We start from the raw sequence: 24,396 nt of genomic DNA, 5'->3' as shown, positions 1-24,396 counted from the left end.
AAAATACTTGTATTAAAATTCTCTTAGGTTTAACTTTTATGCGACACAGGTCTGACCACAAACTATAATTGTGATCGCAATCAATAAAACACTCTATGACCTGTGGTTGGCACTCGGTCATATTTAAGGAGAATTACAGTGACTACCCTACTTTGGATCATCGCCATGATCTTAGTGCTAGGAGCCCTAGCTTACCTTCGGGTATCTTTGCTCACTGCCACTATTACAGCCGCTGTTGTGATGACAGCAGGATGGACACTCGATGTTGTCGGCCCTATCTCTTGGATCGTTTTCCTCGTGATCGCGCTGCCGTTTAATATCAGTGCATTTAGACAAAATGTGATCAGTCGTCCACTGATGAAGGTATATCGCGGCATCATGCCGGAAATGTCTTCAACAGAGAAAGAAGCGATTGAAGCCGGCACCACTTGGTGGGAAGCGGATCTGTTTGCGGGTAACCCGAACTGGAAAAAACTCCATAACTACCCCGTTGCGCGTTTAAGTGCAGACGAACAGGCCTTCCTCGATGGCCCTGTTGAAGAAGTGTGCCGCATGGTGAATCAACACCAAGTGTCACATCAACTTGCCGATCTGCCTGCTGACGTATGGCAATATCTGAAAGATCACGGTTTCTTCGCCATGATCATTAAGAAAAAATACGGCGGTTTAGAATATTCAGCTTATGCTCAATCTCGTGTGTTACAAAAACTGGCGGGGTTAAGCAGTGAATTGGCTTCAACTGTTGGCGTACCTAACTCTTTAGGCCCTGGAGAGCTGCTGCAACATTACGGCACGCCAGAGCAACAAAACCATTATTTACCGCGTTTAGCCAAAGGCTTAGAAGTCCCCTGTTTTGCACTGACCAGCCCAGAAGCAGGTAGCGATGCAGGCTCGATTCCTGACTTTGGTATTGTGTGTAAAGGCCAATGGGAAGGTGAAGAAGTTCTGGGGATGAAACTGACCTGGAACAAGCGTTACATCACTTTAGCCCCTGTCGCGACAGTATTAGGCTTAGCCTTTAAACTGCGCGATCCAGAGCATCTACTTGGTGATAAAGAAGAACTCGGCATCACCTGTGCTTTGATCCCTACCGATATGGAAGGGGTTGAAACGGGTCGTCGTCACTTCCCGCTCAACTGCATGTTCCAAAACGGTCCGACTCGCGGCAACGAAGTATTCGTGCCATTAAGCTTCATCATTGGCGGCCCGAAAATGGCGGGTCAAGGTTGGCGCATGCTGGTGGAATGTTTATCTGTGGGTCGTGGTATCACCCTGCCATCAAACTCAGCGGGCGGCGTGAAAACCGCGGCACTAGCAACAGGGGCTTATGCTCGCATTCGTCGTCAGTTCAAATTGCCTATCGGTAAGCTTGAAGGTATCGAAGAGCCAATGGCACGCATCGGCGGTAACGCTTATCTGATGGATGCTGTAACCACGTTGACCACCACAGGTATCGACTTAGGTGAAAAACCGTCGGTTATCTCTGCGATTGTGAAATATCACCTGACCGACAGAATGCAGAAATGCGTTATCGATGCCATGGATATTCACGGCGGTAAAGGCGTGTGTCTTGGCCCCAATAACTATTTAGGCCGTGGCTACCAAGCTGCGCCTATCGCAATTACTGTTGAAGGTGCAAACATTCTCACCCGTTCTATGATCATCTACGGCCAAGGTGCGATTCGTTGCCATCCGTATGTACTCGCAGAAATGGAGTCAGCGTTTGATACTGAATCGGGTCAAGGTTTAGCTAACTTCGATGCGGCTATCTTTGGTCACATTGGTTTCGCGACCAGTAACTTCATCCGTAGCTTCTGGTTAGGTCTGACATCAAGCCGTTTCTCTAACGCGCCTTATTCAGATAAAACCAAACGTTATTATCAACAGATGAACCGTTTCAGTGCCAACCTTGCCTTGCTCTCTGACTTAGCCATGGCAACCTTGGGCGGCAACCTTAAACGTAAAGAGCGTATCTCTGCCCGTTTAGGTGACTTACTGAGCCAACTGTATCTGGCATCAGCCACGCTGAAACGCTATGAAGATGAAGGCCGTCAAACCGACGACTTGCCATTAGTACAATGGGCAGTTGAAGATGCGCTATACAAGCTACAAGCTTCTTTAGACGATTTACTGGATAACTTCCCTATGGGCCTTGGCGGTGCGTTACGTGTGGTGATGTTCCCATTCGGTCGTCCACTGAAACGCCCAAGCGATGTGTTAGATCATAAAGTTGCTAAGATCATGCAAACACCGTGTGAAAGCCGTGACCGTTTAGGTAAAGGTCAGTTCTGGACTAACTCTGAGCACAATGCTGTGGGTATCCAAGAACAAACACTACTTGACATCATCGCGTCTGAACCGCTGCATGACAAAGTCTGTAAAGCGAGCGGTAAACGTCTACCATTTATGTGGTTAGATAAAGTTGCCGCAGAAGGTAAAGCCTTAGGTGTGTTAAGCGATGCAGAAGTGCAATTACTGGAAAGAGCGGAAATTGGTCGTATGAAATCAATCAACGTTGATGACTTTGACCCAGCAGAACTTCGTCCAGAAGTGGTTTCAACCACTTCACAGGAACGTGCTGCGTAATCCACTCAGTAAGATTTAAACCACAAAAAGGAGGCTAATTAGCCTCCTTTTTTATTCCGATGGCAGGGCGTGCCACAACTAAGTGAATTTGGTTGAGTTACGACCTCGACTTTGACCAATGCTTTCATTGCTCAGTATGACTGAACAGTACTATGCAAATGACATTACTATCAGTCCATTGATAAAAGAATACCATGTCAGTAAGTCGCTGACATGCCACTTTAAAAACTGTTCAGTTTTTAAACCTGTAGAGCTTTAGAGCTAATTCAGCCCTAACACTCTTCATCACTCAGGTCTTCAAAGTACCAGTAACCGAGGTTCACCCACTCAGTAAGCAGCTTAAGCAAATCGGCATCGGCTAACCAGGGGGCTAAGGCGGTTTTATCTAACTGATTGCTATCACATAGTAGTGGGATCACCTCGGCCAATTCGGCTGAAAGCAGATACTTATCACCATTAATATACACAACGCCTTGTCCCACATTGATATCAAAATACAAACAACGCAGTCCGCCGAGGCGAATAAGCGGCTGCTCATCGAGCCATGCGAGCACTTCGTCTTGCGTGATGTCCAACGGCTCATCGGGTAAATCGAGGGCGCATTTAGATTGAGTTAAATAGCGGCCCGAAAACTCGCTCACCAGTTCATCGGTTAACATATTAGTCAGTTGCGTGCGTAACCGCGCTAAATCGCGATTATCTACACAACCACTGCGCGTTGTCAGCTCGCGATCTGGATCTTCAATCTGCTGTGCGCCTAAATCTTGCTCAGACAGATGATCGGCCAAAGCACTTACCATATCTTTGGCGGAAGCTGTGCGATAACCTACTGAAAAACTTAAAGACTGTTCTAAGGTTATGCCGTCATGGGGGAATCCTGGGGGAATATAAAGAATGTCACCGGGCAATAACTCAGTATCGATAATCGGTTCAAAGGCTTCTGTGTGCAGCAAAGCGGGATGGGCGGCAAACTCTTTGTGCGGCCCGAGATCGCCTACGCGCCAGCGGCGACGTCCCGAACCTTGGCAAATAAACACATCATACAGATCGATATGCGGCCCCACGCCACCGCCAGGAGTGGCAAAACTCACCATCACATCATCTAAACGCCAGCGCGGAATAAAATCAAAACATTGGATCAGGGCTTCTGCATCGGGCACCCAGTTGTTCAAGGCTTGCACGATCAAAGTCCAATCCCGTTCACCGAGATGATCGTAGGAATCAAAAGGGCCAAATTCTGCCTGCCATTGCCCTGCCTGTTGGTACACTCGCCGAGATTCCACCAGCTCATCCATGGCTAACCCAGCTAACTCTTCGGGCGAGATTAAATCTTGAAAGTGTTTGAATCCTTGGCGGATAACCAAAGGTTTTTTCTGCCAATATTCTGCTAAAAATTGCGCGGGTGTTAAGCCATTAATATCGAGTTGCATGGGTCGCTCACAAACCAAACTGTTATTCATAGAGGTAAATGCTAACAGGAAGCGAAACCAAGAAAGCTCGACCGGATCAACAAAGCATTAAGTCTTTTATCAGCGTCAATGTGATAGTGAATTTACTAACGTATTGAATTACAATCGGCTTATCTAAAAGCGTTGCACTGTCAAAGACGGCAATGCTGACACATCATTTATAGAGTCCACATAAGATCTATGCCTACATCTGCAGCTAACACTTTGGTCGTGCTCGATTTTGAAACCACAGGGCTATCGCCTAATCAAGGGGACCGCGCGATTGAAATCGGAGCTGTGCTGATTGAAAACGGCGTGATCACCCAAAGATTTTCAGAGTTGATGAACCCAGGATTTAGAATAAGTCGTTTTATTGAGGACTACACAGGGATCAGCAATCAAATGCTCAGGGATGCAGCGCCCTGCAATGAAGTGATGGCGCGTTTTGCCGACTTTATCGTCGATCATAACTTAGTCGCCCACAATGCGGCATTTGATCAGCGCTTTTTAGACGCGGAATTTGCCCAAATTCGCCATCGCTATCGAGGGCAATTTGGTTGCTCCTTGCTAGTGGCAAGACGTTTATATCAAGCGGCACCGAATCATCAGTTAGGTACTTTAGTGCGCTATAAACAGTTACCAAGCGATGGCACCTTTCACCGCGCCTTAGCCGATGCCGAAATGACTGGCCATTTGTGGCTGGCAATGCTGGCAGACCTTCAGCAAGAGTTCGGTCTCAATGCTCCCACCTTCGAGTTACTGCAAAAAATCGCCAAGAAAACCAAAGCAGATGTGCCGAAGTTTTTACGTCAATATGCGGTTAAGTGATCCCAAAAAGCAAAAAGCCGATAAATCCAAGGATTATCGGCGATGTTTCAATAAGCAAATTAAGTGCTCAACGACTTGCCAGCAAAAAACAGCAAGCTCCTAGTAATAACGGCCCATCTATAACGGCTTAAGCGGCGTGCTATCAATGCCGCAGGAACTGCGAACCACTAAGGTTGTCGGAATAAGCTGCGCACTCACCTCTTGTCCGCGGATAAGTTTGAGTACACTGTCGACTAAGATTTCACCGGCTAATTGGGTATTCTGCTTAATGGTCGTTAATGGCGGATTGGCAAAACTCGCCACAGGAATATCATCATATCCCACCACTGCAACTTGTTCTGGGACTGAAATGCCCTTCTCTTTCAGCGCACGAATAGCACCAATGGCAATCAGATCGCTAGCAGCAAAAATAGCATCAAACTGTGCGCCTTTGGCCATCAATGCCATAGCCGCATCGTAACCAGCACTTTCAGTGCTAATTGCCGACACTTGCTTAGTGCGATCGACAGCAATATTCGCCATTTGCAGCGCCTTCACATGGCCTAAATATCTGTCCCTAAACTCAGGGCTGTGGCTCGAGGCATCGCCTAAAAAGGCAAAAGCTTTACGACCAAGGGAAATCAAGTGCTCTGTGGCAATCAAGCCACCTTGATGATTATCACAACCAATGGAAAGTACTGACTTATTGTTATGCTCAGCGCCCCAGATCACAAAGTGAGTATTCTGCGCGAGCAATCGCTCCAGCTTTTGCTCGTAGTCCATGTAGTCACCGTAACCAAGCAGAATAATGCCGTCAGCTTTATTACTGTCTTCATAATCGGCGTGCCAGTCGCTGGACAATTGCTGAAAAGAAACCAATAAATCATAACCTTGCTGCGCCGTTGCTCGGGTAATGGAGCCAAGCATAGACAGGAAAAAAGGATTGATTAACGAGTCATCGTTGGTGGGGTCTTCACACAATAACAGCGCTAAGGTATGGCTATTTTGGGTGCGAAGATTACTGGCATTTTTATCGACCTTATAATTCAGCTCTTTGGCAATGGTTTGAATACGTTGGCGAGTTTCTAAATTGACTAACGGGCTGTTTCTAAGGGCACGGGAAACCGTTGACTGGGATACGCCAGCACGATAAGCAATATCAATCGAGGTCGCTTTCGATGCCATAAAGAGGATTTAACCTTAATTATTATTTTGCGTCGATACTAAAACAGTTCCACCCACTTGTATAGACGAATGCGTTAACATCCGTCTTACATTAGAGACTCTGGTTAAATGCCGAGCTGATCGAGTAAATCATCGGCTTCATTATCAATGGCACGAGTCGCAATAGCGGGTTTATCGGCCATCTTAACCCAAGGCGAAACATTCGAATTTGAGTCGTTATTTCCCCCAATCGAACTGTGCTGCTCTAACAGACTATCGGGATCGAATTCTTCATCGTAGACAAATTCATCTAAGCGAATGAATTCGGTTTTGTCCATGGCAAACTCGAGGTAAAAAATATGGTTATTTTCAGTCCTAAACGACACTCTACGGGCAACCGCATCGTCTAAGTTAGCGTCGATTGATATGGTTAACTCTTTATTAATCGTCAACATTTTTGGCTGGCTTTGGCTGATTGACGTTTGCAATTCTTTAGAAATTTTATTAATAAAATCCCCTAGAATTTGGTTCATCAGTTCGCCCATCACATTACTCACTTCATCTGAAGTATGCGAAAACGCGAGCTCAGACTCAGGCATGCCCATGTTCAGCATGTAGCGACGGTAGATTTCAATCGCCGCCGAAGCTGAAAAGTTGATCACAACCAGCCCTGAAAAACCACCGTCGAAAATCGAGAAACAACCGAGATCAGGTTTAAGACGAGTACGCGCAATACTTTGTACCATACCCGCATGGGTAACATTGCTGGCACTGGTGCTAGAAAGGACGTGGGCGACTGAGTGGCATAACTTCAGTAAAATATCATCCGACGTTACGATAGTATTTGTGGTCATAATCGATTCTCAAACTGAATAATGAATTAATCTTGCGCGTAAAAGCGTAAAAAATCAAAATTAAAACAATTGATTAGCCTAATATAGCAAGATGGCAAAATTAACATAATGCTAACTTATTGATATTTAATAGATCAGATAAAACCTTCAACATGAAACGACTTATAAAACGGACTAACTTAATAAGAACATGCCCCATAATGCAACAGATTAAAGTTCCCTATCACTATTCCCTGCTTTAGATCAAAGAAACTCATATTTTATAACGGCTTTTACTTAATTTATGTCACAGACGATTCAATTGAGATTGATTCGCAGGTATATTGATGCACAATAATAAGTCCTTAAGGAATCCAAATGATCACGTTTTTGCGCCGGTTTACCATTTTGCAACGCTTAATGATGATGCTCCTTATGGCCGCGATAGGAACAGTGTGTTTTGCCAGTTTTTCAATTAAAGAACAGTACAGTAATTTAATTGAGCAGAAATGGTTGCAGATAGACGGTCAGCTCGCCAGCATGTTAAGCGTGATAGATGTGCACCGTCAGGATGCGCTCAAAGGTAAATTTAGCGAAGCAGAAGCTAAACAAATCGCCGCGGATTTAATCAATCAAACTCGCTATTCCGGTTCCGGCTACTTCATTGTTATTGATGATAATAATCAAATCCTCGCTCACGGGGATAGCGCAAATCTTATTGGCACCTCAGCATTAACCTTCAAGTTACCTAATGGCACAAATCCCTTAGCCACTATGCTGCCATTAGCGCGTGCTAAATCGAAAACGACCCTCGAATACCCTATCGCCGATCCTATGACACGTGCCATCGAAGATAAGCTCGCAGAAGCCCGTTACTACCCACAATGGGGTTGGACAGTCATAACAGGCGCTTATCTTAGCGATGTCAAAGCGAGCTTAAAGTCAGTCATTATCGACTATCTAATTATCATGTTTTTGATTTCAGTGCCGATTTTTGCCTTCTTCCTTGTGCTTAACCATTCCATCACCTCACCATTAAATGATGCTATTGATGCCCTTGAAGATATTGCCCAAGGCGAAGGCGACTTAAGTCAGCGCATTAATGCTCAAGGTAAAGATGAGATTGCCCATCTCGCCCGCGCCTTCAACATGTTCGCCCAAAAAATTGGCGACATGGTCGGCCATTTACAACCTTTAGGCCAAGCATTAGATAAAGATGCAAAACAACTTTTGATTGCAGTTGAAGAGTCCAATCAGAGTGCTGAACATATCCACAGAGAAACAGGCAGCGTCGCCACAGCCGTCAATCAAATGCTGTCGACCACCCATGAAATGGCGAGCAATACCCAGCAAGCGGCCGATGCGGCGAACAGCGTAAAAGAACAAGCGCAGCAAAGCCAAGTCGTGATCGACAACACAGTCAGCAACACAGAAAAACTGGTGGCAGAATTAAAAGCCTCTGAAGTCATCACCCAAAAGCTGGGCGTCGCCTCACAGCAAATCGGTAGCATTCTCGATGTGATCCGCAGCATTGCCGAGCAGACCAACTTGCTCGCCCTCAATGCCGCCATTGAAGCTGCTCGAGCAGGGACCCACGGCCGTGGTTTTGCCGTAGTTGCCGATGAAGTCCGCGCCCTTGCTACTCGCACCCAAGACTCGACCAATGAGATCCAAAAAATCATTAGCGAGATCCAATCCGGTGTTGGCTCAGTGATGAAGAGCAACAATCAAACTCAACTACAATCCGATGAGCTGCAGGCCCAAGCCCACGAAGCGGGTAAAGCCATGGCGGCGATTCTGCAATTGATTGCCCATATCAGTGACATGAACACACAATTAGCCAGCGCCACTGAAGAGCAATCACTGGTGACAGAAGAAATTAATCGAAATATTTGTAATATTTCGGAATTAACCGAAGTCTCAGTAAAAGCTAACGAAAGTAATAGCCATGCAGCTCAGTCACTGCAAGACATTAGCCAAGACATGTCCCGCACCTTAGGCCAGTTTAAAATCTAACGAAAGTGTATGAGAACGGCATGACTTGTCGATTGGGGCGCCATAGGGCGCCCTTTTCTTTGGGTAAACCTTCTGGTAACGCTTATTAACCGCTAGCTCACCAACAATGAATTTCAACGAAAAAATCCCATTAACCACAAATTCTCTGTCACGCTAACGTTTGATATGCGGTATGCTTTAGCCTTAAAAATCCAACCGAGACACTGCCATGCGAATGACCTTAGCCGTTCACCCTGAACAGTACACAATTCATAGCTTTAGCCCGAATGCCGTATTGCCCAGTGAGGTTTTTGCACAGGACATGTATTTCATTGGTAAGACCCAAGAAGGTTTATCTTTAGTCGTTTCCAGTGAAATGGAACTCGACAGCCTAGAGCAAGAACCGGGCTGGTGTTGCTTTGAAGTACTCGGGCCACTGGGATTTTCTATGACAGGCATTTTATCTAAAGTGTCTGGCACCTTAGCGGACGAACAAATCAGTATTTTTGCGATTTCGACCTTTGATACCGATTACATTTTAGTAAAAAATAATCGCCTCAAAAGTGCCGTCGCCGCCTTGAAAAAACAGGGCTATCACATCATAGAATCGAAAGACGAAATGTAATACCCCTTTAAATATGAGCTCATCTACTATGTACGAAAAAACAGTCACCATTACCGCCAAACATGGCATTCACACCCGTCCAGCAGCCTTACTGGTTAAAGAAGCCAAAACCTTTGACTGTGATGTCATGGTCGAATGTAATGGTAAGCAAGCCAGTGCTAAGAGTCTGTTTAAGCTACAAACCTTAGGCTTATATTCTGGCGTCACGGTAAGAGTGTTTGCCGAAGGTGAACAGGCACAGGCCGCGGTTGAGAAAGTCTCTGAGCTGCTCATAACTCTAAGCTAGGCCTTTTCTTACGCTAAAGTGCATTTATCTGCAGGTTTAGCCGACACGCAAAAAACTCGTCTCGACCGTCTTGACATGCCAATGCTTTACATACAAACGCTTTACAAGCTTAGCGTCACTCAACTAGACTCGCTATCGCTAACGGACACTCAGTTCAGTGGTTAATTTAGGAAGGGATATGTCAATAACGGGGATTATAGTGTCATCGGGAATTGCCTTTGGACAGGCACTTCACCTGCTCCACACCGAACACCACCTCGATTATCGCCCTATTCCCCTGTCTAAAATCCCTCAACAACAGGGTAAATTTGCCAAAGCCTTGCAAGAACTACAGGCACAACTGACCCACAGCCAAGCTGCACTCGATAGTGACTCCGAAAATTATCAGTTGATCGAAGCCGACTTATTGTTATTAGAAGACGATGAATTAATCGAGCAAGTGAACGATGCCATTCGCACCTTACAATTGTCGGCAAGTGTGGCGGTGGAACGTATTTTTGCCCATCAGGCCAATGAGTTACAATCCTTAGATGATCCCTATTTAGCCAATAGAGCCCAAGATGTGCGCTGTTTAGGCCAAAGAGTCGTTGCGGCGATAAACGGCCATTTAGCTCAAGGGCTCGAAAAACTCGATAGGCCCACTATCTTATTAGCGCAGGATTTGACCCCCGCCGAATTTGCCTTACTGCCGCGGGAAAACCTCTGCGGTATTGTACTGAAAACGGGCGGTTTAACGAGTCATACGGCCATTTTAGCCAGAGCAGCTGGCATTCCAGCCATCTTAAGTTGTCAGTTCGACGCAGACTCTATTCCCAACGGTACGCCCTTAGTGCTCGATGCGCTCGCGGGTGAACTTTGTGTCAATCCCAATCCAGACCAACAGGCAAGACTCACAGTCACCTTTCACCATGAACAAGCAAGGCGCGCAGCACTTCAAACTTACAAGGATGTCCCAGCGCAAACCCAAGACGGTCATACTGTGGGACTCATGGCAAACGTGGGTAATCTCAACGACATCACCCATGTCAGCGATGTCGGCGCCGATGGAATAGGTTTGTTTCGCACCGAATTTATGTTGATGAACGTCGCCACCCTGCCCGATGAAAAAGCCCAATACGGCTTATATTGCGATGCATTGCACGCCCTAGGCGGTAAAACCTTTACCATCCGCACCTTAGATATAGGTGCAGACAAAGAACTCCCCTGTTTATGCCAAGAAATTGAAGATAATCCCGCCTTGGGTCTTCGCGGCATTCGCTACACCTTGGCGCACCCAGAATTATTTAAAACCCAATTGAGGGCAATTTTGCGTGCCGCTAACCATGGTCCGATCCGTTTGATGTTCCCTATGGTCAATCAAGTCGAAGAATTAGACGAGGTGTTTGCACTTATTGCCCAGTGCCAAGATGCCTTGGAAGAAGAAGAGAAAGGCTATGGCGAACTTAGCTACGGTATCGTTGTCGAAACCCCTGCTGCGGTATTCAACCTCAACGCTATGCTGCCAAGACTTGATTTTGTCAGCATTGGCACCAACGATTTAACTCAATATGCAATGGCAGCCGATAGGACAAACCCGCAGCTTACCCGTGACTATCCGTCCCTTTCGCCTGCCATTTTAGCCTTAATTAACATGACAATAACCCAAGCTAAGGCCGCTAATGTTAAAGTTTCTCTATGCGGTGAACTCGCCAGTTCACCGCAAATTGCGCCGCTGTTAATCGGCATGGGGTTGGACGAACTCAGTGTTAACTTAAGCTCACTCTTAGAAGTGAAAGCGGCCATTTGCCAAGGCAGCATCACACAATTTTCGGCATTAGCGCACACGGCATTACAACAAGATAGAATTGCAAGCTTACAGCAGTGTATAACAAGCTATAAATAGAGACATTTATTAGTTATGCTGCATTACAGAACAAAAACAATGACAAAAACAAGCAAAAGAGGCTCTAGATTATGGGATTTTTAAGCCGAATAAGGCGCTTGGTATCGGGCCAGACTCAATTAGCTGGCGGTATCATGGTATATGCCCCCGTTTCCGGGGATATTGTCGCCATTGAAAAAGTCCCCGACGTGGTTTTTGCTGAAAAGATTGTCGGTGATGGCATCGCTATCGCCCCCAAAGGCGAATTAATTCTGGCGCCTATCGACGGCACCATAGGTAAAATTTTTGAGACAAATCATGCATTCAGTATTGAGTCTCCCCAAGGTTTAGAGCTATTTGTTCACTTTGGTGTAGGTACAGTCGAGCTGAGAGGTAAAGGGTTTAAACGTTTAGCCCAGGAAGGTCAAGAAGTGAAAGTCGGCGATCCGATCCTGTCATTCGATATTGATTATCTAAAAGACCAAGTCGACAGCCTACTCACTCCTGTCGTTTTGGCGAACATGGAAGATGTCAAATACCTCGACAAAGCCCAAGGCAGTGTCACCGCAGGCAAAGACGTGATCTTTACGGTACAGCTCTAATTTAACCATTTCGAATAAATCGTTTATCGGCTGTTTTCTGAATAATAAAAGGCTGACTCACCATCATGAGCCAGCCTTTTAAATTTTTGAAAACCAAGCCTATACACAGTATTTGAATTCGCCAAGCTGCACCGATACACAGGCTTAAGAGAATCTATTTCGGCCGTTCTCACGCTAAGCATCACGTTCCCTGCGAATAACGGCTACATGACTCTAGTAAACTAATCTACTTTGAACATGGCAAAATCGGGGCGCGGCAATTTATCTAAAATACTGTACAGATAAATCACCAATACCGAGAGTAAAGCGCCTGTCAAAAACAGCCACTGACCGCCAAAATGATCCAATATGATGCCACCTCCAAGGGGCGCGAGCGCAAATCCTAAGTCATAGAATGAAGCAGCCCCAAAGTAGGCGCCGCGAAGATGATCAGGGGCTAAGCGGTCGATATGCACATTCATAGTGGGGAACAAAATAGTCTCGGCGACGCTCATCACCACAATCGCACCAATCCAGCCCCAAAATAGATCCAGCGGATTAAATGCCAGCCAGATTTGTGAGCCGATCAGTAATAGCAATCCGATTTGAATCCGTTTGACGAGCGGAAAACGGGCCATGAGTTTCAATAGCAAAAATTGGGTGGAGATAATCACCATAGCATTGGTGAAAATCATGCCAGAAATTAACGTCAGCAAATCAGGCGCACCTGCGCGAGTAAGATATTGGATCAACGAACTGTCCATTTGGGCATAAATGAACATACACAAAATATTGGCAAAAATTAAACATTGCAGCAATTTATCTTGCAATAGAATGGCGATAATTTGCTTACGGCTCACGACGACTGCCGCTTTTTTCGTGCTCGCCTCTGCATCAGCCGATAAGCCATTCACACCACGATTAACACCATCACTTGTCATGTCATTTACAAAGTCACTTTCACTGCCACTCGTATCGCCACTTAAATTGTCACTCGATAAGGCGCCAGCCGCCATAGCAGGTTCCTGACGGGTTTGATGGTTAAATCCCCAATATAACAAGGCCAACAATACGGCAAAGGCCACTGCAGTAAGGTAGAAACTGGATTGCTTGCCCGTAAGACCAAGCCATACCCCCAACATAGGGCCAACGGCGCAGCCAACGTTGACGATAAAATACAGCGACTGCATCGCCAATTCGCGTGTCTTAGGATCAGTAATAATGTCGCCAATAGCGGCGGATGTCAGTGGTCGCCACAGTGAGGTGGCCATAGAGCATAGGGTCATCACGACCACATACCCCTCGACAGAATTGGCTTCAGCCAATAACGAAAACGAGATGATATAGAGGATGCCCGTCAGGTACATCAGCTTATGACGACCGATTCTGTCGGACAATGAGCTACCAACAAAGCTCGTAAATACCGAAATAATCGCGGCGCTGGACAAGACCATGCCGACCTCAGTGGCACTTAGCGCAAATTTCTCATATAAAATAACGGCTAAGAATGGCCACACCATGTAATAACTGCCACGGGTGATAAAAGACCCAAACAAAAATATCCACATCAAGCGCGGAAATTGCTTAAATCGCTGCAATGAAACATCGCTGTGCATCTTAATCCTTTAAAAGCGCATTGACCTCAATGCTTAAATCAAACTGATTTTAATGAAAAAACAATATATACAAGGCACTTAAGTTAAACAAGTGTTAAAAAGTTAAACCAAAGCAAGTCACCAGCGATTATTATCTCTAGAAAATTAACGTTTTATTAATCACCAGATATCGGCAACACATCCCACTTGTGACATGCGACGCACAATGCCACAATGCCAGTAAAATCAATGCTTGCAAGCCAAGCGTCCATCCACACTGGAGCATCATTTTGACCCTCTACGGTATTAAGAATTGCGATACAGTGCGTAAAGCACGTAAATGGATTGAAAATCATCAACTTCCAGTTCATTTCCATGATTTTAGAGATGACGGCCTACGTCAAGAAGACCTCGAATTCTGGTGTAAAACCTCAGGCTGGGAAACCGTATTCAATAAGCGCAGCACAAGCTTTCGTGCCCTCAGTGACGCAGATAAAACCAATATCGATCAAGCCAAAGCCATTCAACTTATGCTGGCGCAACCGACACTGATCAAACGCCCCGTCTTGGTCGTCGGTGAACAAGTGCTGATTGGCTTTGATGAAGCCGCCTATAAAAGAGTATTTTCACTATGATGCCAGCCGACGATTATCCCGTTACAGAACTGACAAAAGCGCTGATCGCCCGCCCTTCGGTGACACCGCTTGATGAAGGCTGTCAAACCTTAATGGCTGAAAGACTCAGCGCCATCGGCTTTAATATCGAACCTATGGTATTTGAAGACACCACCAATATGTGGGCTCGCCGTGGCAATGAAGGTCCGGTTTTTTGTTTTGCCGGCCACACAGATGTTGTGCCAACGGGTGATGTGAGCCGTTGGCACACGCCGCCGTTTGTGCCCACCATCATTGATGGCTACTTATATGGCCGCGGCGCGGCGGACATGAAAGGCTCACTGGCGGCGATGATCATTGCCACCGAGCGGTTTGTGGCTAAACATCCCGATCATCATGGCTCTATCGCCTTTTTGATCACCAGCGATGAAGAAGGTCCATTCATCAACGGCACGACGCGAGTCATTGATACCTTAGAAGCGCGCAACGAGAAGATCACTTGGGCATTAGTCGGCGAACCCTCATCAACCCTAAAGCTGGGCGATGTGGTCAAAAATGGTCGCCGCGGCAGTTTAACCGGCAACTTAACCGTGAAAGGCATTCAAGGCCACGTGGCCTATCCACACCTTGCCGATAATCCAATCCACAAAGCCGCGCCTTTCTTGGCCGAGCTAAGTCAAATGCACTGGGATAATGGCAATGAGTTCTTTCCGCCCACCAGCTTCCAAATCGCCAATATTAATGGCGGCACAGGTGCATCAAATGTGATCCCTGGCGCACTGGAAGTGATGTTTAACTTCCGTTACTCCACCGAAGTGACCGCCGAAATCTTAATTGAGCGAGTTGAAACTCTATTGAAAGCCTATGAGCTAGATTACGATATCAGCTGGATTTTCAATGGCCTACCATTTTTAACCGGTGATGGCCCGTTATTAGATGCAACCCGTATCGCGATCCGTCAAGTCACAGGTTATGAAACCGATCCGCAAACCACAGGCGGCACATCAGACGGTCGCTTTATCGCGCCAACGGGCGCCAAAGTGTTAGAGCTTGGCCCTGTCAACGCCACCATTCATAAAGTGAATGAATGCGTTAAAGTGGACGACCTTGAGCAGTTAGCCCTGTGTTATGAAGTCATTTTGGAACAATTACTGTGTTAGCACATCTGAAGATCCGTCCCGAAACCGCAAAGCTTTACGGCTTAAGCTCCCCTGAGTTGGTGGATTATTTAAGCCCGTATCACCTTGGTTATCATAGCTTTGGGTTAGAGGAGAACACAGCTATCGCCTTTAAGTCTATGGCGGCAAAAGCTGAAGATGCGGGCATAAAACTCGCGATTTGCTCGGCTCATCGTCCCTTTGAACGGCAACTAGCAATTTGGAATGCCAAGGCTAGCGGTAAACGCGCGGTATTGGATGCCAATGAGTTACCGGTCAATATTCAGGGCTTAAGTGACGATGCCATAGTTGACTTGATTTTGCTCTGGTCGGCGTTGCCCGGCGCTTCACGCCACCATTGGGGTACCGATCTCGATGTGTTCGATGCGGCTCAAATTGATGTTAAAGCCCTGCGCCTTGTTGAAGCTGAATATGTTCAGGGTGGTCCCTGCGCTAAATTGCATGCTTGGCTGGTAGAAAATGCCCATGATTTTGGCTTTTACTTCCCGTTTCAGCAGGGACAAAGTGCGGTAAGTCCTGAGCCTTGGCACATCAGCTATTTCCCTGTAGCACAGTTATTGTTGCCACAATTCGATCGTGCCGAACTGGCAATCCTTTTAGAAAACAGTGATATGTTGCTAAAAGATGCAGTACTCGCCCGATTAGACAATCTAATAGATGAATACGTGCTGCGTATCGCTCAGCCCTAATCACGAAATGCTCGCCAAGATTCAGTCAACACAGGTTAAGCATAGCGCTATATCGTCAAAATTGGCGCCAAAATGCGGTTTAACACAATGATATATTTGATAAAGTAGGTTTTATGGATTTTTCTTCACACCGTCAGCAGCTTGTTATTGCCGATCGAAAATTAAGTTACCTTGATGTCGGCTCAGGCCCTGTATTGTTGTTTGGGCACAGTTATTTATGGGATAGTGCTATGTGGGCCCCTCAAATTGCCACCTTAAGCGCCCGGTATCGCTGCATAGTGCCTGAACTTTGGGGCCATGGTCAGTCAGATTTACTGCCCAATAACTGCAAAACGCTACTCGATATTGCCGATCAAATGCTTGAGCTAATGGATGTTCTTGAGATAAGTCACTTTAGTGTTGTCGGACAATCTGTCGGTGCTATGTGGGGCGCAGAATTGGTACTGAAAGCACCAACAAGAGTTAAAACCCTCGTTATGCTCAACAGTTTTATCGGCTTCGAACCCGAAGTCACCCGTGCGAAATATGACGGCATGCTGGATATGATTACCGCCGCTAAGGCGATCCCTGCGCCGCTGATCAGTGCGATTTCACCTTTATTCTTCGCCAATGATGCCGCAAATAATACTCCCGAACTAGTTACGGGCTTTGAACAGTCACTTGCCAGTATCACAGCGGAGCAAATCCCCACGATAGTTAAACTTGGACGAATGATTTTTGGTCGTCGCGATACCATGGAATACGCCGAGCAATTGACGCTACCCTGCCTCATCATGGCTGGCGTGGAAGATAAAGCCCGCAGCGTATTGGAAAGTTACCTGATGAGTGATGCCATTGACGACAGCCAACTTGTGCATATTCCTGCGGCAGGACACATATCAACTCTCGAACAAGCGGAATTTATTAACCAACATTTAGCCGATTTTCTGGCTAAACATTATTAATCAATCGCTAAATCTACGCTTCAAGGTGCGAAAACTCGCATCTTGAAGATGAGTATTTCTACTTAGCACATGTTACCAAGATGTGCTTATATCAATATTGCTCACCCATACTTAATTCCTATTTTATGGATAAATACATTAGGCTTTACTTTATTAAAGTCTGTTATTGAGCACGCCTCGTTTCATTAAACTCACCTGTGAAACCTCTATTAACAAGTAAAGACCTTGTTTTTGTTCCAAGCGGCTTAAAAATGTTGCGCAAAGGTGAAATCTACTAATTATCAACTACCTTTATTACTGTATTCCCTCAACAAGGTATTCTGCCATGAGAAAAAGTACAGTTGCCCTCTGCGTATTCAGCACACTTTATATGCCGTCTCTTTATGCCGATGTTCAAATAAATGGATTTGCCTCTATTGTCGCGGGCTCAAGTCTAAGTGACGATAAAAGCTATTATGGTTACGACAAAGAACTCGATTTTAATAATGATTCCAAAGTTGCCTTACAATTTACCGCCGATCTTGGTAGTGGCTTAAGAGCGACTGCACAAGTGCTATCCAGAGGCAGTAACGATTATAGCGCTGAATTCGAATGGGCTTATATCTCCTATGACATCAGCGACAAACTTATGCTTATGGCAGGTCGCCAACGTTTTAATCTCTATAAATACTCCGATTATATTGATGTAGGCTATGCCTATCACTGGATCACTCCGCCCCGCGGAGTTTATTCCCTGCCATTTAATTCAGGTGAAGGTGTAGGATTAGTTTATGCCGATTTATGGGGCGATACCGAAGTAGGTTTGACCTATAAATACATTACCACTTCAGTTTCTGACTACTCGCCTACCGGTTCATCAACTCCTCCTGCGCCCTTCTCCGCCGAGGGCCACATAATGAACTTTAACTTTGTAACCTATGGGTTTGAGTACGGTTTAAATATTGGCATAGTTACCGATTTCTCCTACGAATTACCCGCACTGCTTGGCTTAGGCAATGCAATTTCTCAAACCGGACTCTTTACTCAGCAAGTGGTTGATGATCTTTTACCGATTAATGACAGCGCGTTACTCATTGGCGCTAACGTTAAATATGATGCTGAAAAATGGTTTATTTTGGCCGAATACACGCGAATTGATGTCGATCCCAGTAGCTTTAATATTCAAGATTCAGCCTTTGTTTCCGGCGGGATCCGCTATCATGATTTCACCTTCCACTTAACCTACGGTATTGATAAAGGTGAGCCCCAATACGATGCCTATGACGCTATGTTACCTGTTTACAATAGTCTGCCACCGGCAAACCAAGCTGCACTCGCACCGCTTGTTTTTGGTACACAAGCAGCGCTTGAAGCACAACAGGAAGACAGCGCCTACTACATCATAGGCACCCGCTGGGATTTCCATCCTTCTGCCGCACTGAAACTAGAGTACACCAACTACAGTAACGACAAACCGTCCTCCGATGAACAGTTGCTGAGTATGGCAATAGACTTAGTTTTTTAAGGAGTTAAGCATGAAACTATTAATAAGTTCTCGGTTGATGATAAAAACCTTAGTCGCCAGTGCGCTTCTACTTGGCAGTGCCTGCGTTCAAGCCGAAATTGCCGTCGTGGTACACCCTTCTAATACGTCAGAAATTAGCACGGCGGATATTTCACGGATCTATTTAGGCAAACTCAAGTCTTTCCCCAGTGGTGGCACTGTCGTCGCACTCGATCAACCTGAAGGCACGCCCGCACGTGATGCCTTTGTTAAACAGATCCTTAATAAAACCGAGAGTCAGTTAAAAGCCTATTGGTCAAAACTGGTCTTTTCAGGCCAAGGTCAACCGCCCAAAGTCGTCGACTCCAGCGCTGAAATGCTCGCATTGATTGCCGCCAATCCCAATATGATCGGATTTGTTGACGTCAGCGAATTAAACGACAGCGTGAAAGTGATCAGTAAGTTCTAACCCATACAGCATCATCCTTGTCCGCCTTAACCTGTGGCGGACAAGATTTCCACTCAGCATTAACGCGATATAAGCAACAAACACACTATCAAATAGTGCTTGCCCCCTCAGAGAGGGCTTATCCATTTGCAGTACTATTAAGAAAAAATAATCTCGATTTTTCAATATCCTGATTCAAACCTTAATTGGATAGACCAGCAGATCCAAATTTGCTGGTATACTCTTGCTAAAAATGTGCTGCTTGCATGAATTAGAGCATGAGAAGACATTTTATATGTCAATAAAACAATAGGTTAAAATGAAACTACTCAAACCTTTATTCGACAATAACCGCCGCTGGGCCGGACGTATACGCCAAGAAAATCCTGATTTTTTTGAACAATTAGCGAAACAGCAACATCCTGAATACCTGTGGATTGGCTGCTCAGATAGTCGCGTACCCTCAAACCAAATCATTGATCTTATGCCCGGTGAAGTCTTTGTTCACCGTAATATCGCCAACATGGTGATCCATACCGATCTTAACTGCTTATCTGTACTGCAATACGCCGTCGATGTGCTCAAGGTGAAGCATATTATGGTGGTGGGTCACTACGGCTGTGGTGGTGTGCGCGCGGCCATGGGTCAGCAACGCTTAGGACTCATCGATAACTGGCTCGGGCATTTACGTGATATCTATCGTATTTATCAGGAAGAATTACAACAGATGGACGAAGCCAAACGTTTTGATCGCCTGTGCGAGCTAAACGTGATTGAGCAGGTTGCTAATGTGACCAGTTCAACCATAGTGCAAGAAGCTTGGGATCGCGGCCAAGAAGTGGCGGTACACGGCTGGATTTACGGCATTGATAACGGTTTACTGACAGATTTAGATGTCACGGTTGACCGTGAACATGGTTTAGCCAATCCACGCTAACAGCCTGAATATAGGCTTTTAACCCTTAGCTGAGTGTCATCTATGCTCAGATAAAACCAGCCCCTGTGCAGGTTTTTCTTTTTCCATGACAATTTTCAGCAATAAAACATCGCAAGGGTCTATTACGCCAGTTATAATCCGCCAGTTAATTGCAGGCGACCTATGCGCCACAAATTCTAAGGAGATACCTTCCATGCCCGGTTTTGAATTATTTGGTCCTGAAGAGAAGCAGGAAGTCGCTGACGTTATGGAAAACGGTTTTACCTTCCGTTACAACTTCGACCATATGCGTAATGATCGCTGGAAGACGCGCGATATGGAGCAACTACTGTGCGAGAAGATGAACGTGAAGCATGCTCACCTTTTATCAAGCGGTACTGCTGCGCTGCAAACGGCCATGATGGCTGCAGGCATTGGTGCTGGCGATGAAGTTATCGTGCCACCTTTTACCTTTGTAGCCTCAGTTGAAGCGATTTTTATGGCAGGCGCTATTCCGATTTTTGCCGAAATCGATGAGACATTGTGTTTATCTCCAGAAGGTATCGAAGCCGCGATTACCCCACGCACTAAAGCGATTAACTTAGTGCACATGTGCGGTTCTATGGCGAAGATGGACGAGATCAAAGCCGTCTGTAAAAAACATAACTTACTGATTTTAGAAGATGCTTGCCAAGCCATCGGTGGTAGCTACAAGGGCCAAGCCCTAGGTACTATCGGGGATGTGGGTTGTTACTCATTCGATTCAGTCAAAACCATCACCTGTGGTGAAGGTGGCGCTGTGATCACTAACAACACAGAAATCTACAACAATGCGCACATGTTCTCAGATCACGGCCATGACCATATTGGTAAAGACCGCGGTGCAGAGTCACACCCTATTATTGGCTTGAACTTCCGTATTTCGGAAATGAATGCCGCCTTAGGATTAGCGCAGTTACGTAAACTCGATACCATTATCGATATTCAACGTAAAAACAAAAAGACCATTAAAGATGCAATGGCCGCTATCCCAGAAGTCACCTTCCGCCAGATCCCAGATCCAGAAGGCGACTCGGCTGGCTTCTTAACCTTTATGTTGCCAACCGAAGCGCGCACGCAAGAAATCAGCAAAAAACTGGCTGAAAACGGCGTTGATGGCTGCTTCTACTGGTATGTAAACAACTGGCATTATTTGAAAAACTGGAAACACATTCAGGAGCTTAAGGCATCTGCTGCGTTGCCAATCACATTAATCGCCGACAGACCTGACTATACTCAAGTTTCTGTGCCTAAATCCGATGCCATTATGAGCCGCACGATTTCTATGCTCATCAAGTTGTCTTGGACCGATGCTCAGATCGCCGAGCGTATCGAAAACATCAAGAAAGCATTTGCCCAATAATTCTACGGGAGTTTGTTGCAATGAGTTTTAAGAATTTTAAAGTAGTTGAAAAAATGATCTTCGGCCGTGGCTCATTCGTCCAGTTGGATGAAGTGTTAGCTGCTGAACGTAAAACCGCCGACGACTTCGTGGTGTTTTTAGTCGATGACGTGCATCAAGGCAAAGCCCTTGAGGGCCGCATTCCAGCTAAAGCACAAGACATGATAATTTGGGTTAACGTTGATGAAGAGCCAAGCACAATTCAAATCGATGCCCTGACTGAACAAGTTCAAGCTTTCAATAGCAAACTGCCAGTGAGCGTCGTCGGTTTAGGTGGCGGTTCAACCATGGACGTAGCTAAAGCAGTATCGCTGATGCTGACAAACCCAGGTGGCTCTGCTATGTATCAAGGTTGGGACTTAATCAAGAACCCAGCGGTACACCACATTGGTATCCCAACGATTTCTGGTACTGGTGCAGAAGCGTCACGCACCGCCGTATTATGTGGTCCAGTACGTAAGCTAGGCCTGAACTCAGATTACACAGTATTCGATCAAATCATCATGGATTCTGAGTTAATCGAAGGCGTAGAAACGGACCAATGGTTCTATACAGGTATGGATTGCTATATCCACTGTGTTGAATCTTTACAAGGTACCTTCTTAAACGAGTTCTCTAAATCCTACGCTGAAAAAGCCATGGATTTATGTCGCCAAGTGTACTTAGACGACCACGTAGAAAAAGACGACAAGCTAATGATGGCGTCTTTCATGGGCGGCATGAGCATAGCTTATAGCCAAGTGGGTGCCTGTCATGCGGTATCTTACGGTCTGTCTTACATCCTAGGTTACCACCACGGTATCGGCAACTGTATCGCCTTTGATGTGTTAGAAGAATTCTATCCAGAAGGCGTTGAAGAGTTCCGTCTGATGATGAAGAAACATAACATCACGCTGCCGAAGAACATCTGTAAAGATCTGCCAGACGAAACCATAGCGAAAATGGTTGCCGTGACTAAGAGCATGGGTCCATTATGGGCTAACGTTTACGGCGCGGGTTGGGAAGAGAAAGTCACAGATGAAATGTTGACTGCACTGTTCCGTCGCATCTAAGCTCTAACACATGTTAAAAGGGCTCAATTGTGAGCCCTTTTGTCTATATGCATTGTATATCTACACTGTATATCTTTGATAAAAGTAGGATAATTTGATGAATGTGACTCTGTTAATCCCGGCTCGTTACGGTTCAAGCCGCTTCCCGGGCAAACCCTTAGCCCCGATTAACGGCAAGCCAATGATCCAACACGTGTATGAACGCGCGTCGTTAGCCAAAGGCCTCACCAATATTTACGTCGCTACCGATGATGATCGCATTAAAGCGGCCGTTGAAAGTTTTGGCGGCAAAGTAGTCATGACCAGCCCAGATGCTGCCTCGGGTACAGATCGTATCAATGATGCAATAAACCAACTGGGACTGAAAGATGACGACTTAGTGATCAACCTACAGGGCGATCAACCTCTAATTGACCCAACCTCTATCGAGCAAGTCATCAGCCTCTTCGAGCGTCACCCTGGTGAGTTTGAAATGGCCACCTTAGGCTTTGAAATCGTCAATAAAGCCGAGCTTGACGATCCTATGCATGTGAAGATGGTGTTCGATAACAACAACTACGCCTTGTATTTCTCTCGTTCGCGTATTCCTTTTGGCCGCGATACTCAAGATTACCCCGTTTATAAGCACTTAGGTGTGTATGCTTATACACGCAAATTCGTACAGGCCTTCGCCGCCCTACCATTAGGTCGTCTAGAAGATCTGGAAAAACTCGAGCAATTACGTGCATTAGAGTACGGCCATAAAATCAAAATCGCCATTAGCGCCTTTGATTCTATTGAAGTTGATACGCCAGAAGACATTCGTAAATGTGAGCAACGTTTAGCGGTTGATTAATCGCCCGTTAGGTGTGCGCGAGTCAATTCGAAACAGGAGCTGAGTATGTCGACCTTAGAAGTCTGGATCATTATTATTTTGATCGTCGGTGTCATCGCCAGCAATCTTGCTGCGTTGAAGTACAGTGCTAAGTTCAAACTGCCGCAGTTCGGTCAACATGGTAAAGATAAGCAGATAAAGTCAGATACTGCCAAGCCTTCGGCAGCAGAGAATGATGCCGATGCGGCTTCAAGCAAGCCAAGTTCTGCGGACTCAGAACCCAAAAAAGCAGATCAAAGCAAAACTGAACCACCTAGAGGCTAAGCTCAATGGCGGCTTTTAAAAGTGAGTCTAAAGATGGCTCTTGAACACGCCTTTTAAAGACTGCGCTATAAACACTGAGCAATGACGTTCGCAAACATAGAAAAGGCGCCACAGGCGCCTTTTTTGTCTCTCAAATAACAAGCTAGCCAATGCCACTCATCAGCCTTAGGCTTTTTTCGCTGATGTGCGACTCAATGGCAGCTCCTCAAGGTGCGCCACTAAAAAGACTAAAAAGCGAAACAGGGATTTAATCTTAAGATCATGATTTTTATTGAGCTCAGCCGCGACTAACTTCTGCAGCGATTTGATTCTAGCGTAAGCATTCTCGACTAAAGCGTCGTTCTCTTTACCGACATATTTATTAAACTCGGCAAATTCACCAATAAATTTCAGTGTCACTTTACGGCGATTTAACGCAGTGAGTGCTGCGCCCTCTTTCAGTTTTGCCTCAAAAATACTGCATTCTAAACCGCTGGCGATCGCACTTTGCGACAAACCGCTGCTTAACGCATCGGCCAGAAAACCCAAATTGGCTTTTAACTCAAAGGCAATCGCCTGCTTACTGGCGCTCGATTGCTGCCAGCGACTGCGTTCCTTATCGAAAATATCGTATAGCTCTTTCCAAATGCTCATGCGCTTTGCCTACCTTGCACTGAATCGCTCCCTTCGTATATAGCACTCGACTTTTTTGAAATGCTAGCGTTGTTAATAC

At 45.8% G+C, this 24,396-nt stretch carries 23 protein-coding genes; 18 read left to right on the top strand and 5 right to left on the bottom strand.

Annotation, left to right across the window (positions count from 1 at the left end; all coding sequences use genetic code 11):
- Nucleotides 1-138 precede the first annotated feature (138 nt).
- Complete coding sequence (fadE, locus tag L5M18_RS01460; RefSeq protein WP_263195781.1) at nt 139-2,586, top strand: acyl-CoA dehydrogenase FadE; 2,448 nt, start codon at nt 139-141, stop codon at nt 2,584-2,586.
- A 272-nt stretch (nt 2,587-2,858) separates the two neighbouring features.
- On the opposite strand, the gene L5M18_RS01455 is transcribed toward fadE, so the two are convergent.
- The gene (locus tag L5M18_RS01455; protein WP_263195780.1) at nt 2,859-4,016 is read right to left on the bottom strand and encodes a cupin domain-containing protein; all 1,158 of its coding nucleotides are present in this window, start codon (nt 4,014-4,016) and stop codon (nt 2,859-2,861) included.
- 219 nt (nt 4,017-4,235) lie between these two features.
- On the opposite strand from L5M18_RS01455, the gene L5M18_RS01450 reads away from it, so the two are divergent.
- The gene (locus L5M18_RS01450; protein WP_168827531.1) at nt 4,236-4,862 is read left to right on the top strand and encodes a PolC-type DNA polymerase III; all 627 of its coding nucleotides are present in this window, start codon (nt 4,236-4,238) and stop codon (nt 4,860-4,862) included.
- Nucleotides 4,863-4,979: 117 nt separating this feature from the next.
- On the opposite strand, the gene L5M18_RS01445 is transcribed toward L5M18_RS01450, so the two are convergent.
- Both L5M18_RS01445 and L5M18_RS01440 read right to left on the bottom strand, forming a co-directional pair.
- The gene (locus tag L5M18_RS01445; protein ID WP_263161049.1) at nt 4,980-6,026 is read right to left on the bottom strand and encodes a LacI family DNA-binding transcriptional regulator; all 1,047 of its coding nucleotides are present in this window, start codon (nt 6,024-6,026) and stop codon (nt 4,980-4,982) included.
- Between the two features lie 104 nt (nt 6,027-6,130).
- A complete protein-coding gene (locus L5M18_RS01440) occupies nt 6,131-6,859 on the bottom strand; it encodes a DUF3334 family protein (RefSeq protein ID WP_028760052.1) in 729 nt (242 codons plus the stop codon).
- A gap of 357 nt (nt 6,860-7,216) precedes the next feature.
- On the opposite strand from L5M18_RS01440, the gene L5M18_RS01435 reads away from it, so the two are divergent.
- The 5 genes from L5M18_RS01435 to crr all read left to right on the top strand — a co-directional run bounded on the left by L5M18_RS01435 (nt 7,217) and on the right by crr (nt 12,207).
- Nucleotides 7,217-8,854, top strand: a complete 1,638-nt coding sequence (locus tag L5M18_RS01435; RefSeq protein WP_028760053.1) for a methyl-accepting chemotaxis protein — start codon at nt 7,217-7,219, stop codon at nt 8,852-8,854.
- Between the two features lie 208 nt (nt 8,855-9,062).
- Nucleotides 9,063-9,458 carry an ACT domain-containing protein gene (locus L5M18_RS01430; RefSeq protein WP_219251547.1) on the top strand — a complete coding sequence of 132 codons (396 nt, stop codon included), beginning with the start codon at nt 9,063-9,065 and terminating at the stop codon, nt 9,456-9,458.
- Between the two features lie 28 nt (nt 9,459-9,486).
- The gene (locus tag L5M18_RS01425) at nt 9,487-9,744 is read left to right on the top strand and encodes an HPr family phosphocarrier protein (protein ID WP_028760055.1); all 258 of its coding nucleotides are present in this window, start codon (nt 9,487-9,489) and stop codon (nt 9,742-9,744) included.
- Nucleotides 9,745-9,922: 178 nt separating this feature from the next.
- Complete coding sequence (gene ptsP / locus L5M18_RS01420; protein WP_263195779.1) at nt 9,923-11,626, top strand: phosphoenolpyruvate--protein phosphotransferase; 1,704 nt, start codon at nt 9,923-9,925, stop codon at nt 11,624-11,626.
- Between the two features lie 71 nt (nt 11,627-11,697).
- On the top strand, nt 11,698-12,207 hold the full coding sequence (gene crr, locus L5M18_RS01415; RefSeq protein ID WP_006081821.1) for a PTS glucose transporter subunit IIA: 510 nt from the start codon (nt 11,698-11,700) through the stop codon (nt 12,205-12,207).
- A 221-nt stretch (nt 12,208-12,428) separates the two neighbouring features.
- On the opposite strand, the gene L5M18_RS01410 is transcribed toward crr, so the two are convergent.
- Nucleotides 12,429-13,802, bottom strand: a complete 1,374-nt coding sequence (locus tag L5M18_RS01410; RefSeq protein ID WP_263195778.1) for an MFS transporter — start codon at nt 13,800-13,802, stop codon at nt 12,429-12,431.
- 269 nt (nt 13,803-14,071) lie between these two features.
- Here L5M18_RS01410 and L5M18_RS01405 point away from each other — a divergent pair, with 269 nt between their 5' ends.
- From L5M18_RS01405 to L5M18_RS01355, 11 genes are all read left to right on the top strand, one after another.
- The gene (locus L5M18_RS01405) at nt 14,072-14,416 is read left to right on the top strand and encodes an ArsC family reductase (RefSeq protein ID WP_263195777.1); all 345 of its coding nucleotides are present in this window, start codon (nt 14,072-14,074) and stop codon (nt 14,414-14,416) included.
- Nucleotides 14,416-15,555: a succinyl-diaminopimelate desuccinylase gene (gene dapE, locus L5M18_RS01400; RefSeq protein ID WP_263195821.1), complete on the top strand. Its 1,140-nt coding sequence runs from the start codon at nt 14,416-14,418 to the stop codon at nt 15,553-15,555. The genes L5M18_RS01405 and dapE overlap by 1 nt, the downstream gene beginning before the upstream one ends.
- On the top strand, nt 15,549-16,262 hold the full coding sequence (locus L5M18_RS01395; protein WP_219233650.1) for a M15 family metallopeptidase: 714 nt from the start codon (nt 15,549-15,551) through the stop codon (nt 16,260-16,262). Before dapE ends, L5M18_RS01395 begins: the two co-directional genes overlap by 7 nt.
- 113 nt (nt 16,263-16,375) lie before the next feature.
- Nucleotides 16,376-17,206: an alpha/beta fold hydrolase gene (locus L5M18_RS01390; RefSeq protein WP_263195776.1), complete on the top strand. Its 831-nt coding sequence runs from the start codon at nt 16,376-16,378 to the stop codon at nt 17,204-17,206.
- A 325-nt stretch (nt 17,207-17,531) separates the two neighbouring features.
- On the top strand, nt 17,532-18,710 hold the full coding sequence (locus L5M18_RS01385; RefSeq protein WP_263195775.1) for a porin: 1,179 nt from the start codon (nt 17,532-17,534) through the stop codon (nt 18,708-18,710).
- Between the two features lie 10 nt (nt 18,711-18,720).
- Nucleotides 18,721-19,158, top strand: a complete 438-nt coding sequence (locus L5M18_RS01380) for a phosphate ABC transporter substrate-binding protein (RefSeq protein ID WP_263195774.1) — start codon at nt 18,721-18,723, stop codon at nt 19,156-19,158.
- Nucleotides 19,159-19,456: 298 nt separating this feature from the next.
- Nucleotides 19,457-20,074, top strand: a complete 618-nt coding sequence (can, locus tag L5M18_RS01375) for a carbonate dehydratase (protein WP_028760064.1) — start codon at nt 19,457-19,459, stop codon at nt 20,072-20,074.
- Nucleotides 20,075-20,267: 193 nt separating this feature from the next.
- A complete protein-coding gene (gene kdnA, locus L5M18_RS01370; RefSeq protein WP_028760065.1) occupies nt 20,268-21,455 on the top strand; it encodes an 8-amino-3,8-dideoxy-alpha-D-manno-octulosonate transaminase KdnA in 1,188 nt (395 codons plus the stop codon).
- A gap of 20 nt (nt 21,456-21,475) precedes the next feature.
- Entirely contained in the window at nt 21,476-22,546 is a 1,071-nt protein-coding gene (kdnB, locus tag L5M18_RS01365; RefSeq protein ID WP_028760066.1) for a 3-deoxy-alpha-D-manno-octulosonate 8-oxidase KdnB, read from the top strand.
- 97 nt (nt 22,547-22,643) lie between these two features.
- Nucleotides 22,644-23,381 carry an 8-amino-3,8-dideoxy-manno-octulosonate cytidylyltransferase KdsB gene (kdsB, locus tag L5M18_RS01360; RefSeq protein ID WP_028760067.1) on the top strand — a complete coding sequence of 246 codons (738 nt, stop codon included), beginning with the start codon at nt 22,644-22,646 and terminating at the stop codon, nt 23,379-23,381.
- 45 nt (nt 23,382-23,426) lie between these two features.
- Nucleotides 23,427-23,684, top strand: coding sequence for a DUF2897 family protein (locus L5M18_RS01355; protein WP_198573290.1), 258 nt, complete (start codon nt 23,427-23,429; stop codon nt 23,682-23,684).
- A 165-nt stretch (nt 23,685-23,849) separates the two neighbouring features.
- On the opposite strand, the gene L5M18_RS01350 is transcribed toward L5M18_RS01355, so the two are convergent.
- On the bottom strand, nt 23,850-24,317 hold the full coding sequence (locus L5M18_RS01350) for a hypothetical protein (protein ID WP_263195773.1): 468 nt from the start codon (nt 24,315-24,317) through the stop codon (nt 23,850-23,852).
- Nucleotides 24,318-24,396: the final 79 nt, after the last annotated feature.

Source organism: Shewanella sp. SM20, assembly GCF_025654545.1.
Lineage (GTDB): Bacteria > Pseudomonadota > Gammaproteobacteria > Enterobacterales > Shewanellaceae > Shewanella > Shewanella oncorhynchi.
The sequence above is the reverse complement of the archived record's forward strand: the minus strand, read 5'-3'. Positions and strand labels throughout refer to the sequence as shown.

Coding starts and splice junctions, on each gene's coding strand:
- L5M18_RS01380 (WP_263195774.1), top strand. CDS start 18,721: ATGAAACTATTAATAAGTTCTCGGTTGATGATAAAAACCTTAGTCGCC.
- L5M18_RS01455 (WP_263195780.1), bottom strand. CDS start 4,016: ATGCAACTCGATATTAATGGCTTAACACCCGCGCAATTTTTAGCAGAA.
- L5M18_RS01435 (WP_028760053.1), top strand. CDS start 7,217: ATGATCACGTTTTTGCGCCGGTTTACCATTTTGCAACGCTTAATGATG.
- L5M18_RS01355 (WP_198573290.1), top strand. CDS start 23,427: ATGTCGACCTTAGAAGTCTGGATCATTATTATTTTGATCGTCGGTGTC.
- L5M18_RS01410 (WP_263195778.1), bottom strand. CDS start 13,802: ATGCACAGCGATGTTTCATTGCAGCGATTTAAGCAATTTCCGCGCTTG.
- dapE (WP_263195821.1), top strand. CDS start 14,416: ATGCCAGCCGACGATTATCCCGTTACAGAACTGACAAAAGCGCTGATC.
- ptsP (WP_263195779.1), top strand. CDS start 9,923: ATGTCAATAACGGGGATTATAGTGTCATCGGGAATTGCCTTTGGACAG.
- can (WP_028760064.1), top strand. CDS start 19,457: ATGAAACTACTCAAACCTTTATTCGACAATAACCGCCGCTGGGCCGGA.
- L5M18_RS01425 (WP_028760055.1), top strand. CDS start 9,487: ATGTACGAAAAAACAGTCACCATTACCGCCAAACATGGCATTCACACC.
- kdsB (WP_028760067.1), top strand. CDS start 22,644: ATGAATGTGACTCTGTTAATCCCGGCTCGTTACGGTTCAAGCCGCTTC.
- L5M18_RS01430 (WP_219251547.1), top strand. CDS start 9,063: ATGCGAATGACCTTAGCCGTTCACCCTGAACAGTACACAATTCATAGC.
- L5M18_RS01440 (WP_028760052.1), bottom strand. CDS start 6,859: ATGACCACAAATACTATCGTAACGTCGGATGATATTTTACTGAAGTTA.
- kdnA (WP_028760065.1), top strand. CDS start 20,268: ATGCCCGGTTTTGAATTATTTGGTCCTGAAGAGAAGCAGGAAGTCGCT.
- kdnB (WP_028760066.1), top strand. CDS start 21,476: ATGAGTTTTAAGAATTTTAAAGTAGTTGAAAAAATGATCTTCGGCCGT.
- L5M18_RS01385 (WP_263195775.1), top strand. CDS start 17,532: ATGAGAAAAAGTACAGTTGCCCTCTGCGTATTCAGCACACTTTATATG.
- L5M18_RS01350 (WP_263195773.1), bottom strand. CDS start 24,317: ATGAGCATTTGGAAAGAGCTATACGATATTTTCGATAAGGAACGCAGT.
- crr (WP_006081821.1), top strand. CDS start 11,698: ATGGGATTTTTAAGCCGAATAAGGCGCTTGGTATCGGGCCAGACTCAA.
- L5M18_RS01450 (WP_168827531.1), top strand. CDS start 4,236: ATGCCTACATCTGCAGCTAACACTTTGGTCGTGCTCGATTTTGAAACC.
- L5M18_RS01445 (WP_263161049.1), bottom strand. CDS start 6,026: ATGGCATCGAAAGCGACCTCGATTGATATTGCTTATCGTGCTGGCGTA.
- L5M18_RS01390 (WP_263195776.1), top strand. CDS start 16,376: ATGGATTTTTCTTCACACCGTCAGCAGCTTGTTATTGCCGATCGAAAA.